We start from the raw sequence: 18,015 nt of genomic DNA on the forward strand, positions 1-18,015 counted from the left end.
TTTTTCTTTGTCTGCGCGGACCAGGGCCGTGCCTGTATCGCTATAGGCCATTTCCGCTATTAGTGCAGCAACTGCAAGCCCGCCAGTGTTACCAAGCCTCGTACAAGCCGATCTTGTGAACGTATCCATGCATTACTAGACTTGACCGAGGACCAACGGAAAATCTCAGTTGCTGTTGGAAATCCCAGAAATGGTATATTAAGCATGTCCTCATCATCAGAAAGGCCGCTTATCTGGCTCGGCAGCAGCAAGAAAAACCTCTTGGCCATGCCAATTTCCGTGCGCAAATTTTTCGGCCACGCGCTTGATACGGCACAGCGCGGCGAGCAGCATCCGTCGGCAAAGGTATTGAAAGGATTTGGAAGTGCCAGCTTGCTGGAAGTCGTGGAAGATGAAGCGGGCAGCTCCTATAGAGCGGTCTATACCGTACGCTTTACCGAGGCGATATTTGTTTTACATGCCTTTCAAAAGAAAAGCAGACGCGGCATTGAAACACCGAAAACAGAGATGGCAATCATACGGCAGCGCTTGAAACTCGCTGCCACTGTTGCCCGGGATATCAAGCAATGAAGAAACGCATAATTGAAGGCATCGAAGTCCAGGCGGGTTCAGGCAATGTCTTCGCCGACCTGAACCTTCCTGATGCCGATAAACTGAAAATCAAGTCAGGACTAACCATTGAGATTATCAAGGCCATCCGCGAGCTCGGGCTTACACAAGCCGCCGCGGCGGACCGCATGGGCTTGACGCAGCCCAAAGTATCATGCTTGCTGCGCGGTGAATTTTCTAATTTTTCAGAACGGAAATTGATGGATTGCCTCAATCGCCTGGGCTATGACATTGAAATTCGTGTGTGCGAAACCTCGGAACCGATAGGGCATTTGATGTTGACCCACGCTTAAACTGGACGCCCGCATGAAGGGCCAATGTACGTGCCTGCGATCATTTATATTGTATCTAAACAATTAAAACGTTATATTTATTTACATATATATGTAGGATAGCCTTACTCGGGGGAGACACAAATAGCTATCAAGCAAATCTGCATCGGTGCCCTGCTGCCTGCGTTATTCCATAGCGGCGGAGCGCTGGCAGCGGCATGCGGTCCCACGCCCGACCCCTACACTAAAACCGGCACTGAAACCTGCAGCATCGAGCCCGGCAGCAGTTTTACCGCGGTCACCGTCGAGAACGGCGGCCTGTTGCTATCACATGGCTCGGCTACCAGCGGCATTCTTAGTATTGCAGCCGATGTAGGCGCTAGCGGGACAATGACGATAAGCGGGCCGGGCACAAAATGGAGCGCGGACGCCGTAGTGCTTGGCGACCATTTTCCTATCTCGGGCAATCCTACCGGAATCAATTCCCTGGTTATCGAGAAGGGCGGCGCCATGGAAGCCCGCATCTTGGTAGCCGGAGGACAGACCGGCAGCAACCATGTGCTGGTAACAGGGCAAAATTCCGTATTGACGCTCCAGGAATCCGGCACCGCCATCTCCATAGGAAGCGCTGCCGCCGGCAGCCTGACTATTTCCGATAACGCCCGGGTCGTCTCGGCTGGCCAGATGGAAATAGGTGAATTTGGCGCATTGAACATAGGCGCCGCGCCGGGTTCGGCGCCTGCCGCCCCGGGAACACTGTCCGCAACAGGCATATCATTTACCGGGGCCGCGCCTACCGGCAGCATCAATTTCAATCACACCAGCAGCAATTATGTGTTCGACGCCAATATTGCGACTATTGATGGTGTTGGCGCAATCAATCAATGGGCGGGCGGCACCGTCCTTACCGGCTTGCATGCCATCGATGGTCCTACCAACATTCGCGGCGGGCGCCTGAGCGTGGACGGTTTTCTTCTTTCGAACTCACCCACTTCCGTTTACGGCGGATACTTGATCGTCAATGGCATCCTCGATTCCGATCCGCTCACTGTCTACAACGGCGGCACTCTAGGAGGGATAGGCGAGGTACCGCCGTCTCTGATCAAATCCGGCGGCACCCTGGCCCCCGGCAATCCCATGGGTGTCCTGACCGTATGCTGCAAACTCGAGTTCGAGCCCGGTTCATTCTTCAAGGTCGACATCGACCCAGCCAGCGGCGCGTCCGACTCCGCATATGTGGTCGGTGATGCATACCTGGGCGGAACGGTCATCCCTGTTCTTCCGGGCACCGTCCTTCCTTCCACCCTTCAGCGCTACACCATCCTGCAGGCGGACGACAGCATCAACGGCCGCTTCGATGGAGTGGACTTTCCCTACACATTCCTGGATGCCTCGCTGGAATATGACTACACGGACAAACTGGTTTTCCTGGACATCCAACGCAACAGTCTGCGCTTTGCCGATGCCGCCTTCACCGGCAACCAGCGCAATGTGGCCAATGCCCTGGAAAGCATGCCCAGCGGGAATCCCGCCTACCAGGCGGCCCTGCTTCAGCGCAAGGGCCAGGCACCCGAATTCTTCAATGCGCTCTCGGGCGAGATCCACGCCAGCACCCCGGCCATGTTGTTCAACACCAGCCAACACATCAGCAAACTGCCTTTCGCTTATCTGCGCAACAACCTGAATGCCGGCATGATGCCGGGCGCGCCGACGGCTTCGGCCGGAACGGGTATCCCCCGGGCCGCCATGCCGCAATCGGCCGCCCTGCCCTTATGGGCCGATGTGGTGACTAGTCGGCAGCGCCTTGGCGGCAACGACAACGCCGCGGCCTCCACCGCGACCAGCCATGGCTTGTTCCTTGGCGGCGATACATCCATCGGCGCCGGCTGGCGCCTGGGCGCCGCCCTGGGCTATATGCATAGCCGCAACAAGGTGGAAGATCGCAGCTCCAGCGCCAAGGTGGACAGCGCCAGCGTGGCGCTTTACGCGGGCCGAAGCCTGGCTGTCGATCACGGAAAAATAAATCTGCTGCTCGGCGCCGCCTATACCCGGCATGGTGTGAGCAGCATCCGGGTACTTGCGCTGGAAAGCGGACAACAGACGCTGAAGGCTGATTATGCGGCGACCGCCGCGCAGCTCTTCGCGGAACTGGGCTACGCCACACCCCTGGGGCGCGGCACCATAGAACCCTTCCTCAACCTGGCGGGTTCGCAACTGCGCATGCCGGCGTTTTCCGAATCGGGCGGCTGGGCCGCCTTGCACAGCGACAGGTCGCGCAACACCATTGCCAGCACCACACTAGGGGTTCGCGGGAATATACCTTTCGAATTGGGGAGTGCCACGGCAAGCGTGGATGCGAGCCTTGCATGGCGCCACGCATATGGAGATGTCACTCCGCAAGCGACCATGGCCTTCAGTGAAGACAACCGCTTTACCGTGAACGGCACGCCCATTGCACGCGATGCGGCCTTGCTGGGATTGGGCCTGAGCTTGCAAGTGGGCCGCCGCGCCCTGCTGTCCCTGTCTTATGCAGGGGAATTCGGACGCGGCGCCACGGAGCATGGCGGCAAGCTCAGCATGAACTGGGCGTTCTGATCAGGCCTTGGCGGCCACCACGTCCGCCGGCTGGCGGGTCAGCAAGGCCAGCAGATGGGCCAGCTCGTTGCGCATCTCGCGGCGGTCCACCACCATGTCGATGGCCCCTTTCTCGAGCAGGAACTCCGAACGCTGGAAGCCTTCGGGAAGCTTTTCCCTGACGGTCTGCTCGATGACTCGCGGCCCGGCAAAGCCGATCAGGGCCTTGGGTTCCGCGATGACGACGTCGCCCATGAAAGCAAAGCTGGCGGAAACCCCACCCATGGTCGGATCGGTAAGGATGCTGATGAATGGCAGTCCCGCCGCCGAAAGGCGGGTCAGCATGGCGTTGGTCTTGGCCATCTGCATCAGGGACAACAGGCTTTCCTGCATGCGCGCGCCGCCCGAGGCGGCAACGCAAATGAAGGGCGTCCGGTTCTTGATGGCTTCCTGCACACCGCGCGCGAAACGTTCACCGACCACGGACCCCATGGAGCCGCCCATGAATCCGAATTCGAAGCAGGCCAGCACCACGGGCACGGCCAATATGCTGCCGCTCATGACCACCATGGCTTCGCTTTCGCCGGTCTGCTTGACCGCCTCGGCGACACGCTCGGGGTATTTGCGGCTGTCCTTGAACTTCAGCGGATCCATCGGCCGAGTGTGCTGGCCGATCTCGACGCGCCCTTCGGGATCGAGCAGCGCATCGATGCGGGCCCGGGCGCCGATGCGCATGTGATGGCTGCATTTGGGGCAGACATTGAGCGTGGCTTTCAGATCTTCCTTATAGAGCACCGATTCGCAGGCCGGGCATTTAACCCAGATTCCTTCGGGCACGCGCCGCGAGCCGTCATTGCTGCGATTGATGCGCGGAGGCAGAATTTTTTCGAACCAGCTCATGTCTTATTCCTTGAATTCCCGTCTGGAGCCGGGATGTTGTTCTTTTGCCATGGGCCCGCCCGCAACGCGGCGGCGAGCCTGTTGATAAATGAATCAGCCCGCATCGGGCAAGGCCTGGCGAATGCCGCCCAGCCAGCTCGCGGCGGCTTCGATGGCAAAGGCATCCGCGCCCTGCCCGCTCAAGCCTTTGCGGCCGGCTTCGGCCACCGCCTCTTCCATGGTCTCGATCAGCTTGCTGCCGATGACCACCGCATCCGCGCAGGCAGCCAGGCGCTTGGCGCTGTCGGCATCCCGGATACCGAAGCCCACCCCCACGGGTATCGACACATGGCGCCGGATGCGGGCCAGGCGCTCGGCCACGTCGGCCGTATCGATATGGCCCGCGCCCGTGACGCCCTTGAGCGACACATAATAAACGTAGCCCCGCGCCACCTGTGCGACTTTCTTGATGCGTTCCTCGGTGGAGGTCGGAGCCAGAAGGAATATGGGATCGATCCGCGCCTGGCCCAACTGGGCGGCAAACTCCATGACTTCCTCGGGTGGATAGTCGACGACCAATACGCCATCGACGCCGGCCTGGCCCGCCCGCTCGACGAAAGCGGCCTGGCCCATGCGTTCGATGGGGTTGGCATAGCCCATAAGCACCACCGGCGTGGCTTGATCCCGCTGCCTGAACTCGGCGACCATCTCGAGCACCTGGGGCAAGCCCACACCGCGCTTTATGGCCCGCTCGGCGGCGCGCTGGATGACCGGGCCATCGGCCATGGGATCTGAAAACGGCACGCCCAGTTCGATCACGTCGGCGCCGGCCTGGACCAGCGCATGCATCAGCGCGGGAGTGGCGGCCCTGGAGGGATCGCCGGCGGTTATGTAGGGAACAAGCGCAGTGCGGCCGGTATTCTTGGTCTTGGCAAACGTGGCGACAAGCCGTGCGTTCGAAGCATTCATTGTGTATAACCCAGAGTCTTACAGGCTGATGCCGCTGAAATCGGCAACAGTGTGCATGTCTTTATCGCCACGGCCCGACAAATTCACCAGAATGATCTTGTCCTTGGGCAGCGTGGGCGCCAGCTTGACCGCGTGGGCGATGGCATGCGAGGACTCGAGCGCCGGCATGATGCCCTCGGTGCGGCAGCAGTCGTGGAAAGCCGCCAGGGCTTCCTGGTCGTTGATTACCGCATACTGCGCCCGGCCGGAGTCCTTCAGCCAGGCATGCTCCGGGCCCACGCCAGGGTAGTCCAGGCCTGCCGATATGGAATGCGTTTCCTGAACCTGGCCGTTGTCATCCTGCATGACGTAGGTGCGGTTGCCATGCAAGACGCCAACCGCGCCGGCATTCAGCGATGCGGCATGCCGGCCCGTTTCCAGGCCTTCGCCGGCGGCTTCGACACCGATCAATTGCACGCTTTCGTCGCCGATGTACGGATGGAAAATACCCATGGCGTTCGAACCACCGCCCACGGACGCCACAATATAGTCGGGCTGCCGGCCCGCGTCGGCGGGCATCTGCTCCAGGCATTCCTTGCCGATGACTGTCTGGAAATCGCGCACCATCATTGGGTAGGGATGCGGTCCCGCGACCGTGCCTATGATGTAGAAGGTGTTTTCCACATTGGTGACCCAATCGCGCATGGCTTCGTTCAGCGCATCCTTGAGCGTGCGTGAGCCGGATTCGACCGGCACTACCGTCGCGCCCAGCAATTTCATGCGATAGACGTTGGAGGCTTGGCGGCGGACATCTTCGCTGCCCATGTAGACCACGCATTCAAGGCCGTAGCGGGCGGCAACCGTTGCCGTGGCCACGCCGTGCTGCCCCGCCCCGGTCTCGGCGATGATGCGCGGCTTGCCCATGCGCCTGGCCAGCAGTATCTGGCCTATGCAGTTATTGACCTTGTGCGCGCCGGTATGGTTAAGGTCTTCGCGCTTGAACCAGATTTGCGCTCCCCCCAGCTTCTCGGACCAGCGCCGGGCATGGTAGACCGGACTGGGCCGTCCCACGAAATGCTTCAGCTCGTAGGCATACTCGGCAAGGAAGTCGGCGTCCACGCGATATTTATCGTAAGCGGCCCGCAACTCGTCCAGCGCATGCACCAGTGTTTCGGCGACAAACGAACCGCCATACTGGCCGAAATGCCCATCAAGATCGGGCAAGGTATAGGATTTCAAGGCATTACTCTCTGGTTAGGCAAGGTCGTTGCCGCAGCCCTTACAGGGGGGCCGATAAACAGGTAATCCTGCATTTTAACAGTGCGGCGTGGACGCGCCAGCGGCGAGCTTAATGCCGGCTGGCGTTCACGCCGGCCAGCTCGTTCAGGGCGGCCAGCGCGCGGCCGATCTGCTCGCCGCTCTTCACCTCTATCGTGAAGACCATATGAGCCAACGAGCGGCGGCTATGTGTATTGATGCTGATTACATTAAGCCGCAGCTTGGCGAAGACTTCCGATAGATCCCGCAACAGGTTGGCGCGCTCTTGAGCGTGGATGCTGATGTCGATGGGGTATAGCGCATCGCCCGTATCGCCCCAATCCACATCGATGAGCCGCTCGGGGTGGCGGGCGGCCAAGGCGGCATACGATGGGCAATCGTGCCGATGAATCGACACCCCGCGACCGCGCGTGACGAAACCCACGATATCGTCGGGCGGCGCCGGCCGGCAGCAGCGCGCCAACTGGGTCATCAAGGAATCGACTCCGACCACCAGCACCCCGCTTTTGCCGGTCTTGGCCACGCTGCCCACGCCGCTGGCATATACCCTGGCCTCGGGCGCCGCACCGGACTGGTCAGGCGCCTCGGCGGCCCGGCCCTTGCCCGCGCCCAAAAGATAATCGATCTGGCGCAGGCTGAATTCTTCCTTGGCCACCGCCACGTAAAGATCGTCCGCGCGGGCAAAATCCAGCTGTTGCGCCATTTGCTCCAGGTTGACGGCGGTCTTGCCCAGGCGCTGCAATTCTTTCTCGACCATGGCCTGGCCCTGAGAGATTCTTTGCTGCAGCTCGATGGCATTGAACCAGGCGCGCACTTTGGCGCGCGAACGCGGACTGGCCAGAAAGCCGAGTTGCGGATTGAGCCAGTCGCGCGACGGCCCGCCGGATTTCGCGGCAATGATCTCGACCGTCTGCCCCGTGGCCAGCCGCGTCAGCAGCGGCACCATCTGCCCATCGACACGCGCCCCGCGGCAGCGGTGGCCCAGGTCGGTGTGCAAGTAATAAGCGAAATCCACGGGCGTGGCGCCGGCCGGCAGCTCGATGACCCGGGCTTGCGGCGTCATGACGTAGATGCGTTCGCCGGTATCGGCGCCCGGCGCAGTGGATTGGCCCTGGCCGCCATACGCGTCTTCTCCGCGTTGAGCGGCCTTATCTTCCTTATCGTCGTTATCGGCGGCTGTCCCCGTGTCTTTGTCCCAGGCCAGCAACTGGCGCATCCAGGCTATTTTCTGGTCATAGCTGCCGGCCGCGGCGACCTGCCCGCCCCTGGGGCCGGCTTCCTTGTAGCGCCAATGCGCCGCCATGCCGTATTCGGCAAACTCGTGCATATCCTGGGTACGTATCTGTATTTCGAAGGTACGGCCCTGGCCGTCGGCCACCACGGTGTGCAAAGACCGGTAGCCATTGGGCTTGGGGCGCGAAATATAGTCGTCGAACTCGTCGGAAACCGGGGTCCACAGGGAATGCGCCAGGGCCAGCGCGGCATAGCAGGCACGCTCGTCATCGACGATCACCCGCAAGGCGCGCAAGTCGAACAACTGGCTGAAGTCCAGGTTCTTGATGCGCATCTTGTTCCAGATACTGTAAATATGCTTGGGCCGCCCGGTGACCTCGGCGGGAATGCGGGCATCCTTCAATGCATCCTGCAATTGCCCAACCATCGCCGTAATGAATGCTTCGCGTTCGACCCGTTTTTCTTCCAGCCGTCGGGCTATGGCCTTGTAGGTATCCGGCTCCAGGAAGCGGAACGCCAGATCCTCCATTTCCCATTTGATCTGCCATATGCCCAGGCGATTGGCCAAGGGCGTGTACAGCTCCATGGTTTCGCGGGCAAAACTGACGGGGCAAGGCGTTTTGGAGCTGGCGTACCAGCGCAGCGACTGCAGGCGCGAAGCCAGCCTCATGACGACAATGCGCAAGTCGGCGGCCATGGCCAGCAGCATCTTGCGCTGCATTTCCTTCTGATCGGTGCCCGAAGCGGCGCTGTCGCTGGCTTGGCCGGCCAAATGGCCCAGACGCAACAAGGCCCGCGTACCCTGTACCAACGATACGACCTGGCTGCCGAAAGCCTTGCGCATCGGATCCTGCCGCAGGGCCGTGCCGCCCGATGAAGCATCGCCCGGCAAGACCGCCAGCAAAGCGCTGGCGCGGGTTTCGGCATCGGTGCCCAGCTCCGCCAATATGCAGGCCACGGCGGCGCTATGCCGATCCAGCGGCTCGCCCGTCGTTGCCTGCTGGCTCAGCAGCGGCTCGCGCACCCATTGCGCCGCCAGGACCAGCAAATCCAGCCCGGCCTGATCCAGGCCATCGGCCGCGCGGGCCAGCCAGGCCGCGTCGAACGGGGGAGCAAGGGTATCCGGTTGATCTATCGTAGGCGTGCTCATGGGGTGACGGCGGTAAAAATGGCGGGGGACTCCAGCGGTTCTATACTAACGTGTCCCGGACGCATTGACGCATAAAACCATGATCGGTTCACCAAGGAAAAAGGCATTGCTGGTGGTGTGGCATTCCCGTACCGGCGCAGCCAGGCAAATGGCCCAGGCGGCCGAGCGCGGAGCCCGCTCAGTGGTCCGCGAACTCCAGGCGGATGATCAGCTTGATATTGTAATGAAAGGCGCGGACGAAACCGATGCCGCCGACCTATTGGCCGCCGACGGCTATCTGTTCTGCGCACCCGAGAATCTTGCGGCGCTTAGCGGAGCCATGAAGGAGTTTTTCGACCGCAATTATTACGCCGTGCTGGATCGCCTGAACGGCCGCCCTTGCGGAGTGCTGATCGCCGCCGGTTCGGACGGCAGCGCCGCCGCCCGGCAAACAGAAAGAATCTGCACAGGCTGGCGGCTCAGCCCCATTGCACCCACGCTTATCGTCAACACCCGCGCGCAAACGCCGCAGGAGATTCTTGCGCCCAAAACCGTGCCCGAAGATCGGCTGGAAGCCTGTGCGACACTGGGCGGCACACTGGCCGCCCTGCTGCTCTGAAGACGCAATGCTCAAGGCTTAAGGCAGAGCGGCGGTCACCACGATTTCGATTTTGTAATCCGGATTGGCCAGCCTGGCTTCGATCGTGGCCCGGGGCGGCGCATTGCCTGGCGCGACCCAGGCATCCCAGGCCCTGTTCATGCCATCGAATTCCTTCATGTTGGCAACGAATATCTGGGCCATCAGGATGCGCGACTTGTCGGTGCCGGCCGTGGCCAGCAGGCGGTCTATGGTCGCCAGAACCTGAGCGGTCTGCCCCTGGATGTCCAGCTTGCCGTCTTCGGGCACTTGTCCGGCCAGATAGGCCACGCCGTTGAAAATGGCCATATCCGACAAACGCTTCTCTACGTTGACCCGTTCCACTTCACTCATTTAAACGCTCCAAAACAAGAAAAATAAAATCAAAATATTACCAACGCAGCCTGAAATTACCTATATCTTCATAGGGGAATGCATAGCCAGCAAGGGGAAGTTGCCCCGAAAGGGCTCATCAGCAAGTATCAGGCCGGGGGCAATTGGAACACTTGGCGCAAATAGGCCAGATAGGCCGGATCGTCGCACATGGTTTTTTCGGGCGCATCCGAGACCTTGGCCACCGGCTGCCCATTGCAACGAACCATTTTCATGACGATCTGCAAGGGCTCGTGCCCCAGGTCGTTGGTCAGATTGGTGCCTATGCCGAATGACACCTTGCAGCGCCCCGCGAAGCGCTTGGCCAGCTCGATGGCGCGAGGTATTGTCAGCGCATCCGAAAAGACCAGGGTTTTGGTGCGCGGGTCGCTGCGATTGGCCGCGTAGTGGGCCAGCAGGCGTTCGCCCCAGATGAAGGGATCGCCGGAATCGTGGCGCGCTCCGTCGAACAGCTTGCAGAAATACATGTCGAAATCGCGCAGGAAGGCGTCCATGCCGTAGACGTCGGACAAGGCGATACCCAGGTCGCCGCGATATTCCTTGGCCCAGACCTCCAGCGCGTACACCTGCGAATCGCGCAAGCGGGGGCCCAGAGCCTGGCAGGCCTGCAAATATTCATGGCCCATGGTGCCCAAAGGCGTGACGCCGTGCTTCATGGCCAGCTTGACGTTGCTGGTGCCCGCGAAATGCACGCCCATCTGAGCCTTCATGGTGACCAGCACCTCTTCGTGCCAGACCTTGGAGAAACGCCTGCGCGTACCGTATTCGGCGACCCGGAAATCCGCCAGATCGGGATCGTCGGTGACGAGCAGCATTTTTTTCTGCAGCCGCTTGCGGCCCTCTTCCCAGCCCGGCTCTTTGCACACATTGCGAAAATACACTTCGTTGACAATGGCCAGCACCGGTATCTCGAACAGGATGGTGTGCAGCCACGGCCCCTTGACTGTGATGTCGATCTCGCCCGGCACCGCTCCGTGCGACACCTTGATGCATTTTTCCGGCATGTGGAACAGGCCAAGGAAATCGACAAAATCGCTTTTGATGAAACGCAGGCTGCGCAAGTACTCCAGCTCTTCCTCGGTAAACCGCAGTTGGCACAGCTCGTGGATTTCCTGGCGGATTTCGTCCAGATAGGCGGACAAGTTGACGTTGGGCGTGCGGCACTTGTAGCGGTATTCAACCTGCGCTGCGGGAAAGTGGTGCAGCACCACCTGCATCATGCTGAACTTGTACAGATCGGTATCGAGTAACGAAGTGATTATCATCGCGGATCGGAAAGAGTTTCATCTACCATAGCACAGGCGCGCAGCGCCGAGCTCGGACCATCGACACGCCGGGCGCCGTAGCGGCACTATATACCGGGCAGCCGCCTTGCGGTGGCTCAAAAACCAGCTTCGCCGGCTGGTCAATCCGGGCTTGCCTTTATTTATTGGGTAAAATCGATGCCGTCTGATGTAGGAGCTTTGAAATGACTCATGTGGTCACCGAAAACTGTATTAAATGCAAATTCACCGATTGTGTCGATGTCTGCCCGGTGGATTGCTTCCGCGAAGGTGCCAACTTCCTGGTCATCGATCCGGATGAATGCATTGATTGCGCGGTTTGCGTGCCCGAATGTCCCGCCAACGCCATTTTCGCCGAAGAAGACGTTCCCCAGGATCAAATCCAGTTCATCGCCCTGAACGCCGAGCTTTCCCCCGAGTTCGGCATGATCAATCGCTCTAAAAAGCCGCTGCCCGATGCGGACGACTGGAACGGCCTGCCCGATAAGCTCCAGCATCTTGAGCGCTAAGGCGGCTCCCCGCCTTGTTGCAAAACCCCAACATCCCCAGGCCTGCGTCTTGTCCGGCCTCTTCCTGCGTCCCTCCAGGGACCGTGCCTTTCGCCAGCCTCGCAGAGGCCCGGAAAAACTGGTCAAGTCCATTGATTTGTGATTAGCTTATAGGCTTGAGCACATTTACTTACGAGTTTTGCGCTCCGCCAACAAGAACATCCTTTCCAAGGGGCTGGATACATGCTGTATGACCTGCACGAGCTTCAACGATCTTTCCTGACGCCCCTGGCGGCGTTCACGGATACGGGCTCGCAGCTTTTTTCACATCCCTACAGCCCCTTCGCCTATACACCCGTCTCGCGGCAGATCGCGGCCACCTACGAACTGGTGCATCGCCTGGGCAAGGATTACGAAAAGCCCCAGTGGGGCCTTGCGCACACCGATATCGACGGCAAGCAGGTCCGGATCCAGGAACAGATGGCGCTGAAGAAGCCCTTCTGCCAGCTCATTCATTTCCAGCGCCTGACCCAGGCGAAGCGGGACGACCCGCGCGTCTTGCTGGTTGCCCCGCTTTCGGGACACCACGCCACTTTGCTGCGCGATACCGTCCGCGCCCTGCTGCCCAATCACGAGGTCTACGTCACTGATTGGCTCGATGCCCGCATGGTGCCCGCCGAAGAAGGGCCTTTCCATCTGGACGATTACGTACGCTATGTGCAGGAATTCATCCGCTTTCTGGGCCCCGACGTCCATGTGATTTCCGTCTGCCAGCCCACCGTGCCGGTCCTGGCGGCCATTTCGCTCATGGCCGCCAATGGCGAGTCCTGTCTGCCGCGCAGCATGACGATGATGGGCGGCCCCATCGATACCCGCAAATCGCCCACGCAGGTCAATCGCCTGGCAACGACCAAGCCTTATTCCTGGTTTGAATCGAATCTGATTCATCGCGTGCCCGTGCGCTACCCGGGCGCGGGCAGGCCGGTTTACCCCGGCTTTCTGCAACACGCCGGGTTCATGGCCATGAACCCGGATCGCCACCTGCGCTCGCACTATGACTTCTACATGGATCTGCTCAAGGGCGATAACGACGACGCCGAAGCGCATCGGCGCTTCTACGACGAGTACAACGCTGTGCTGGACATGCCGGCGGAGTTCTATCTGGATACCATCAAGACGGTATTCCAGGAGCACCGCTTGCCGCGCGGCACATGGAAAATCGACGGCCAGATCGTCGATCCCTCGGCCATCCGCAATGTTGCCCTGCTGACCATCGAAGGCGAACTTGACGACATTTCGGGCCAAGGCCAGACCCAGGCGGCGCACGATCTGTGTTCCAGCATAGCCAAGAGCCGCAAGCAGCACTACATGGCGCCCAATTGCGGCCATTACGGCATATTTTCCGGCCGCCGCTGGCGCGAAACGATTTGTCCTAAAATAGCCCAGTTCATACGCCACGCCGCGTAAGGGCTCTGGCTCGTGACTTGAAATCAGGGGCTCTTGCGGCCCCTGATTTTCCATATGCATTCTTCCTCGCTCGTCGACCGCATCGATGCGGTCCTGCCTCAAACCCAATGCACTAAATGCGGCTATGACGGCTGCCGTCCCTACGCCCAGGCCATCGCCCAGGACGGTGAGGCCATCAACCGCTGCCCGCCCGGCGGCTCCGACGGCATACAGGCGCTGGCATCCCTGCTGAACTTGCCCGTGCTGTCCCTGGACGAGGAATGCGGCCGGCATGGGCCGCTGCTGGCCGCGGTCATCGATGAAGCCCATTGCATAGGCTGCACACTGTGCATACAGGCATGCCCCGTGGATGCCATCGTCGGCGCGAACAAGCTCATGCATACCGTCATTGCCGACCGCTGCACCGGCTGCGACCTGTGCGTGGCCCCCTGTCCGGTCGACTGCATAGCCATGGTTCCGGCACAGGCTTCCTGGACGCCCGAGCGCGCCGACGCGGCGCGCATCCATCACCGCCAGCGCCAGCGCCGGCTCGACCGCCTGCATAGCGAATCCTCGGCCCTGGCCGCCCGGACACTGGCCAACAAAGCGCCGGTGGCCGCCCAAGCGGGCAGCGACCCCGCCTCCCGCCAGCAAGCCATTGCCCAAGCCCTTGCCCGCGCGCGTGCGCGGCGCCAACAACAATGAATGCCGCAAAACGCACAGAGATATTCAGGCGGCTGCAGGCCGCCAATCCCAGCCCGACCACGGAGCTGGAATACGCCAGCACGTTTCAGCTGCTGATCGCCGTCATCCTCTCGGCGCAGGCCACCGATCGTTCGGTCAACCTGGCCACACGCAAGTTCTTCCCCGAGCACGGTACACCGGAAGGCTTGCTGGCCCTGGGCGAAGCGAGGCTTGCCGAATATATAAAGACCATAGGCCTGTACAAGACCAAGGCGCGCAATGTCATCATGACCTGCCAAATGCTGATCGACAGGCACCAGGGACAGGTACCCGATGATCGCGCGGCGCTGGAGGCCTTGCCGGGAGTGGGGCGCAAGACCGCCAATGTCGTGTTGAACACCGCATTCGGACATCCCACCATCGCCGTCGATACGCATATTTTCCGGGTGGCCAACCGCACGCGGATCGCGCCGGGAAACACCGTGCTTGAAGTGGAACGCAAACTCGAAAAAGTCATCCCGAAGACATTCATGCTGGACGCGCACCATTGGCTGATACTTCACGGCCGCTACATATGCGTGGCGCGCAAGCCCAAATGCCCGCGCTGCGGCATTGCGGACCTGTGCGAATACCCGGATAAAACGGTTTAGGGGTTTTCCAGACACCTATGTAAAACCCGCATAGTGTTTTAAGGGGCTTGCTCTCATACTTTTGTTCAATCTTGAACAATACTAAATCGACTATTGCTGGGTATGAGCGACTACATCCTGGAAACCAAACACCTCTTCAAAGAGTTCCGCGGCTTCGTGGCGGTCAGCGACGTGAATTTGCGGGTGCGGCGCGGCAGCATCCATGCCCTGATCGGACCGAACGGGGCGGGCAAGACCACGTGCTTTAACCTGCTGACCAAGTTCCTGACCCCGACCTCGGGCCAGATCTATTTTGCCGGCCACGAAATCACCCACGAGAAGCCGGCGCAGATCGCGCGGCGCGGCATCATCCGCTCGTTCCAGATTTCGGCGGTGTTCCCGCAACTGACGGTGCTCGAGAACGTGCGCATCGGACTGCAGCGGGCCACCGGCCAGTCCTATCACTTCTGGCGCAGCGACAAGGCGCTGTCGCACCTGGACCAGGCGGCCTACGCGCTGCTCGAACAGGTGGACCTGGCCGAGTTCGCAAGCGAGCTGACGGTGAACCTGCCCTACGGGCGCAAGCGGGCGCTTGAAATCGCCACCACGCTGGCCATGGAGCCCGAGCTCATGCTGCTCGATGAGCCCACGCAAGGCATGGGCCACGAGGACGTCAGCCGGGTCACGGCGCTGATCAAGAAAGTCAGCGTGGGGCGCACCATCCTGATGGTCGAGCACAACATGAACGTGGTCTCGCAGATCGCCGACACCATCACGGTGCTGGCCCGCGGCGCGGTCCTGGCCGAGGGCGATTACCAAGAAGTTTCACGCAACGCCGATGTGATGCAAGCCTACATGGGCACGACCAGTGGCGAACTCGAAGGAGCCCACGCATGAGCGCGACCGCATTGGAACTGAGCAACGTGCACGCCTGGTACGGCGAATCGCACGTGCTGCATGGGGTGAACCTGAATGTGGCCAAGGGCGAAGTGGTCACGCTGCTCGGGCGCAACGGCTCGGGGCGCACGACCACGCTGCGCGCGATCCTGGGGCTGACCGGCACGCGCAAGGGCTCGATCCGCATCCAGGGCACCGAATCGATCGGGCTGCCCACCTACCGGATCGCGCACCTGGGCATCGGGTACTGTCCCGAAGAGCGCGGCATCTTTGCCGGGCTGTCCTGCGAAGAGAACCTGCTGCTGCCGCCGGTGGTGGGCGAGACGCTGGGCGGGGGCATGTCGCTGGCCGAGATCTACGACATGTTTCCGAACCTGCACGAGCGCCGGCACTCGCCGGGCACGCGGCTCTCGGGGGGCGAGCAGCAGATGCTGGCGGTGGCGCGCATCTTGCGCACCGGGGCGAACCTGCTGCTGCTCGACGAGATCTCCGAGGGGCTGGCGCCGGTGATCGTGCAGGCGCTGGGTCGCATGATCACCGCGCTCAAGGCCAAGGGCTACACCATCGTGATGGTCGAGCAGAACTTTCACTTCGCCGCGCCGCTGGCCGACCGCTTCTACGTGATGGAGCATGGCCAGATCGTCGAGCAGTTCGCCGCGGCCGAGCTGGCCGCCAAGCAAGATACCTTGAACACGCTGCTGGGCGTGTAACCGCATAACCCTCTATCCGCCGGCATAACCGGTACAACAACAAGGAGACTCACCTCATGAAATTGCGCACCCTATCGGTCGCGTTCGCTCTGGCCGGACTAGGCTTTACCGCCCCGGGCCAAGCCGCAGGCATATCCGACGATGTCATCCGCATCGGCATGATCACCGACATGTCCAGCGTCTATTCCGACATCGACGGCGCGGGCGGCGGCGAGGCCGTACGCATGGCCATCGAAGACGCGGGCGGCCAGATCAATGGCAAGAAAATCGAATTCATGATCGCCGACCACCAGAACAAGGCCGACATCGCATCCTCGCGCGCGCGTGCCTGGTTCGACGAACAAAAAATCGACATGCTGATCGGCGGCACCAACTCGGCGACGGCGCTGGCCATGGCCGCGGTGGCGCAAGAAAAGAAAAAGCCCTTCATGGCCATTGGTCCGGGCTCGTCCAACCTGACCAATTCGCAGTGCTCACCCTACACCATCCATTACGCCTATGACACCATCGCGCTGGCTCGCGGAACGGGTTCGGCCATCGTGGAAGGCGGCGGCAAATCCTGGTTCTTCCTGACCGCCGACTATGCCTTCGGCCACTCGCTCGAGCGCGACACCAGCGCCGTCGTCAAGAAGGCTGGCGGCACCGTCGTTGGCGACGTCAAGGTTCCACTGGGTACCGCCGACTTCTCGTCCTTCCTGGTGCAGGCGCAATCGTCCGGCGCCAAGATCCTGGGCCTGGCCAATGCCGGCGGCGACTTCATCAGCTCCGTCAAGTCAGCCAAGGAATTCGGCGTGACCGAAACCATGAAGCTGGCCGGCCTGCTGGTGTTCATCAACGATATCCATGCGCTTGGACTGGATGCCACGCAAGGCCTGAACCTGACCTCGGCCTGGTATTGGGATCAGGACGACGCATCGCGCAAATGGGGCGAGCGCTTCTTCAAGAAGATGAACCGCATGCCTTCCTTCCTGCAGGCGGGCGACTACTCGGCGGCCGCCTATTACCTGAAAGCGGTCAAGGAAACCGGCACCGACGATGCCGATACCATCATGAAATGGATGAAATCCAACAAGGTCAACGATTTCTTCGCGCATAATGCCGTGGTACGTGAAGACGGACGCGTCGTCAACGACATGTACCTGATGGAAGTCAAGAAACCGTCCGAATCCAAGCGTCCCTGGGATTACTACAAAGTGGTCAAGAAGCTGCCGGGCGATAAAGTCTACGCATCGTTGGCTGAATCCACCTGCAAGTTCATAAAAAAATAAAATGTACTTTCAAGAGGCTCCTTCCGCCATGGCGGACGGGCCTCTTGTTTCAACCGAGGCTGTTCCTGGCCTCGTCACGGATCTCTTATCGTTATGACTGCACTCTTCGGCATACCCATCCAGGCACTGCTCGGGCAACTGTTGCTGGGCCTGGTGAACGGCTCGTTTTATGCTGTGCTTTCACTGGGCCTGGCGGTCATATTCGGGCTGCTGAACATCATCAACTTCGCGCACGGCGCGTTGTACATGCTGGGCGCGTTCATCGCCTGGATGGGCCTGCAATACCTGGGGCTGAACTACTGGCTGATGCTGATCATCGCCCCGATCGTGGTGGGCGCCTTCGGCATCCTGACCGAGCGCGCGCTGATTCGCCACCTGTACAAGCTGGACCACCTGTACGGCCTGCTGCTCACCTTTGGGCTGACCCTGCTCATCGAAGGGCTGTTTCGCAGCCTGTATGGCGTCTCGGGCCAGCCCTACCCGACCCCGGACCTGCTCAAGGGCGGGGTGAACCTGGGCTTCATGTACCTGCCCATCTACCGCGCCTGGGTGGTGGTGGCTTCGATCCTGGTGTGCGTGGCGACCTGGTTCGTCATTGAAAAGACGCGCCTGGGCGCGCTGCTGCGCGCGGGCACCGAGAACCCCAAGCTGGTCGAGG

Annotated in this window: 18 protein-coding genes; 12 read left to right on the forward strand and 6 right to left on the reverse strand. The window is 60.9% G+C overall.

The features are described from left to right. Positions 1 to 204: 204 nt before the first annotated feature. From V0R37_RS20200 to V0R37_RS20210, 3 genes are all read left to right on the forward strand, one after another. Positions 205 to 570 carry a type II toxin-antitoxin system RelE/ParE family toxin gene (locus V0R37_RS20200; RefSeq protein WP_420376267.1) on the forward strand — a complete coding sequence of 122 codons (366 nt, stop codon included), beginning with the start codon at positions 205 to 207 and terminating at the stop codon, positions 568 to 570. Then, complete coding sequence (locus V0R37_RS20205; RefSeq protein ID WP_420376268.1) at positions 567 to 902, forward strand: helix-turn-helix domain-containing protein; 336 nt, start codon at positions 567 to 569, stop codon at positions 900 to 902. Before V0R37_RS20200 ends, V0R37_RS20205 begins: the two co-directional genes overlap by 4 nt. A gap of 369 nt (positions 903 to 1,271) precedes the next feature. Further along, positions 1,272 to 3,476 carry an autotransporter outer membrane beta-barrel domain-containing protein gene (locus V0R37_RS20210; RefSeq protein ID WP_420376269.1) on the forward strand — a complete coding sequence of 735 codons (2,205 nt, stop codon included), beginning with the start codon at positions 1,272 to 1,274 and terminating at the stop codon, positions 3,474 to 3,476. Here V0R37_RS20210 and accD read toward each other — a convergent pair whose 3' ends face one another. The 4 genes from accD to V0R37_RS20230 all read right to left on the reverse strand — a co-directional run bounded on the left by accD (position 3,477) and on the right by V0R37_RS20230 (position 8,943). Then, on the reverse strand, positions 3,477 to 4,355 hold the full coding sequence (gene accD / locus V0R37_RS20215; RefSeq protein WP_420376270.1) for an acetyl-CoA carboxylase, carboxyltransferase subunit beta: 879 nt from the start codon (positions 4,353 to 4,355) through the stop codon (positions 3,477 to 3,479). A 93-nt stretch (positions 4,356 to 4,448) separates the two neighbouring features. Next, complete coding sequence (gene trpA / locus V0R37_RS20220; protein WP_420376271.1) at positions 4,449 to 5,303, reverse strand: tryptophan synthase subunit alpha; 855 nt, start codon at positions 5,301 to 5,303, stop codon at positions 4,449 to 4,451. 18 nt (positions 5,304 to 5,321) lie between these two features. Further along, positions 5,322 to 6,521, reverse strand: a complete 1,200-nt coding sequence (gene trpB, locus V0R37_RS20225) for a tryptophan synthase subunit beta (RefSeq protein ID WP_420376272.1) — start codon at positions 6,519 to 6,521, stop codon at positions 5,322 to 5,324. Positions 6,522 to 6,630: 109 nt separating this feature from the next. After that, a complete protein-coding gene (locus V0R37_RS20230; RefSeq protein ID WP_420376273.1) occupies positions 6,631 to 8,943 on the reverse strand; it encodes a RelA/SpoT family protein in 2,313 nt (770 codons plus the stop codon). A gap of 79 nt (positions 8,944 to 9,022) precedes the next feature. Here V0R37_RS20230 and V0R37_RS20235 point away from each other — a divergent pair, with 79 nt between their 5' ends. Continuing rightward, positions 9,023 to 9,541, forward strand: a complete 519-nt coding sequence (locus tag V0R37_RS20235; RefSeq protein WP_420376274.1) for a flavodoxin family protein — start codon at positions 9,023 to 9,025, stop codon at positions 9,539 to 9,541. An 18-nt stretch (positions 9,542 to 9,559) separates the two neighbouring features. Here V0R37_RS20235 and V0R37_RS20240 read toward each other — a convergent pair whose 3' ends face one another. Next, complete coding sequence (locus V0R37_RS20240; RefSeq protein ID WP_420376275.1) at positions 9,560 to 9,913, reverse strand: RidA family protein; 354 nt, start codon at positions 9,911 to 9,913, stop codon at positions 9,560 to 9,562. A gap of 128 nt (positions 9,914 to 10,041) precedes the next feature. Beyond that, positions 10,042 to 11,217, reverse strand: a complete 1,176-nt coding sequence (pncB, locus tag V0R37_RS20245; protein WP_420376276.1) for a nicotinate phosphoribosyltransferase — start codon at positions 11,215 to 11,217, stop codon at positions 10,042 to 10,044. A 203-nt stretch (positions 11,218 to 11,420) separates the two neighbouring features. On the opposite strand from pncB, the gene fdxA reads away from it, so the two are divergent. The 8 genes from fdxA to V0R37_RS20285 form a co-directional block, all read left to right on the forward strand. Next, on the forward strand, positions 11,421 to 11,744 hold the full coding sequence (gene fdxA / locus V0R37_RS20250; protein WP_420376277.1) for a ferredoxin FdxA: 324 nt from the start codon (positions 11,421 to 11,423) through the stop codon (positions 11,742 to 11,744). Positions 11,745 to 11,966: 222 nt separating this feature from the next. Then, on the forward strand, positions 11,967 to 13,190 hold the full coding sequence (locus tag V0R37_RS20255) for a polyhydroxyalkanoate depolymerase (protein ID WP_420376278.1): 1,224 nt from the start codon (positions 11,967 to 11,969) through the stop codon (positions 13,188 to 13,190). 54 nt (positions 13,191 to 13,244) lie between these two features. Beyond that, complete coding sequence (gene rsxB, locus V0R37_RS20260; RefSeq protein ID WP_420376279.1) at positions 13,245 to 13,874, forward strand: electron transport complex subunit RsxB; 630 nt, start codon at positions 13,245 to 13,247, stop codon at positions 13,872 to 13,874. Then, positions 13,871 to 14,503 (forward strand): endonuclease III, encoded by a 633-nt coding sequence (gene nth, locus V0R37_RS20265; protein ID WP_420376280.1) that lies wholly within the window; start codon positions 13,871 to 13,873, stop codon positions 14,501 to 14,503. The genes rsxB and nth overlap by 4 nt, the downstream gene beginning before the upstream one ends. Before the next feature lie 102 nt (positions 14,504 to 14,605). Continuing rightward, positions 14,606 to 15,379, forward strand: a complete 774-nt coding sequence (locus V0R37_RS20270) for an ABC transporter ATP-binding protein (RefSeq protein WP_420376281.1) — start codon at positions 14,606 to 14,608, stop codon at positions 15,377 to 15,379. After that, positions 15,376 to 16,089, forward strand: coding sequence for an ABC transporter ATP-binding protein (locus tag V0R37_RS20275; protein ID WP_420376282.1), 714 nt, complete (start codon positions 15,376 to 15,378; stop codon positions 16,087 to 16,089). Before V0R37_RS20270 ends, V0R37_RS20275 begins: the two co-directional genes overlap by 4 nt. 56 nt (positions 16,090 to 16,145) lie before the next feature. Further along, a complete protein-coding gene (locus V0R37_RS20280) occupies positions 16,146 to 17,357 on the forward strand; it encodes an ABC transporter substrate-binding protein (protein WP_420376283.1) in 1,212 nt (403 codons plus the stop codon). Positions 17,358 to 17,450: 93 nt separating this feature from the next. Next, positions 17,451 to 18,015 (forward strand): branched-chain amino acid ABC transporter permease (locus tag V0R37_RS20285; protein ID WP_420376284.1); only part of this gene is annotated, 565 nt, incomplete at its 3' end.

Origin of the sequence: Pollutimonas rozaliensis, from assembly GCF_048751585.1 — a bacterium.
Classification (GTDB): domain Bacteria; phylum Pseudomonadota; class Gammaproteobacteria; order Burkholderiales; family Burkholderiaceae_B.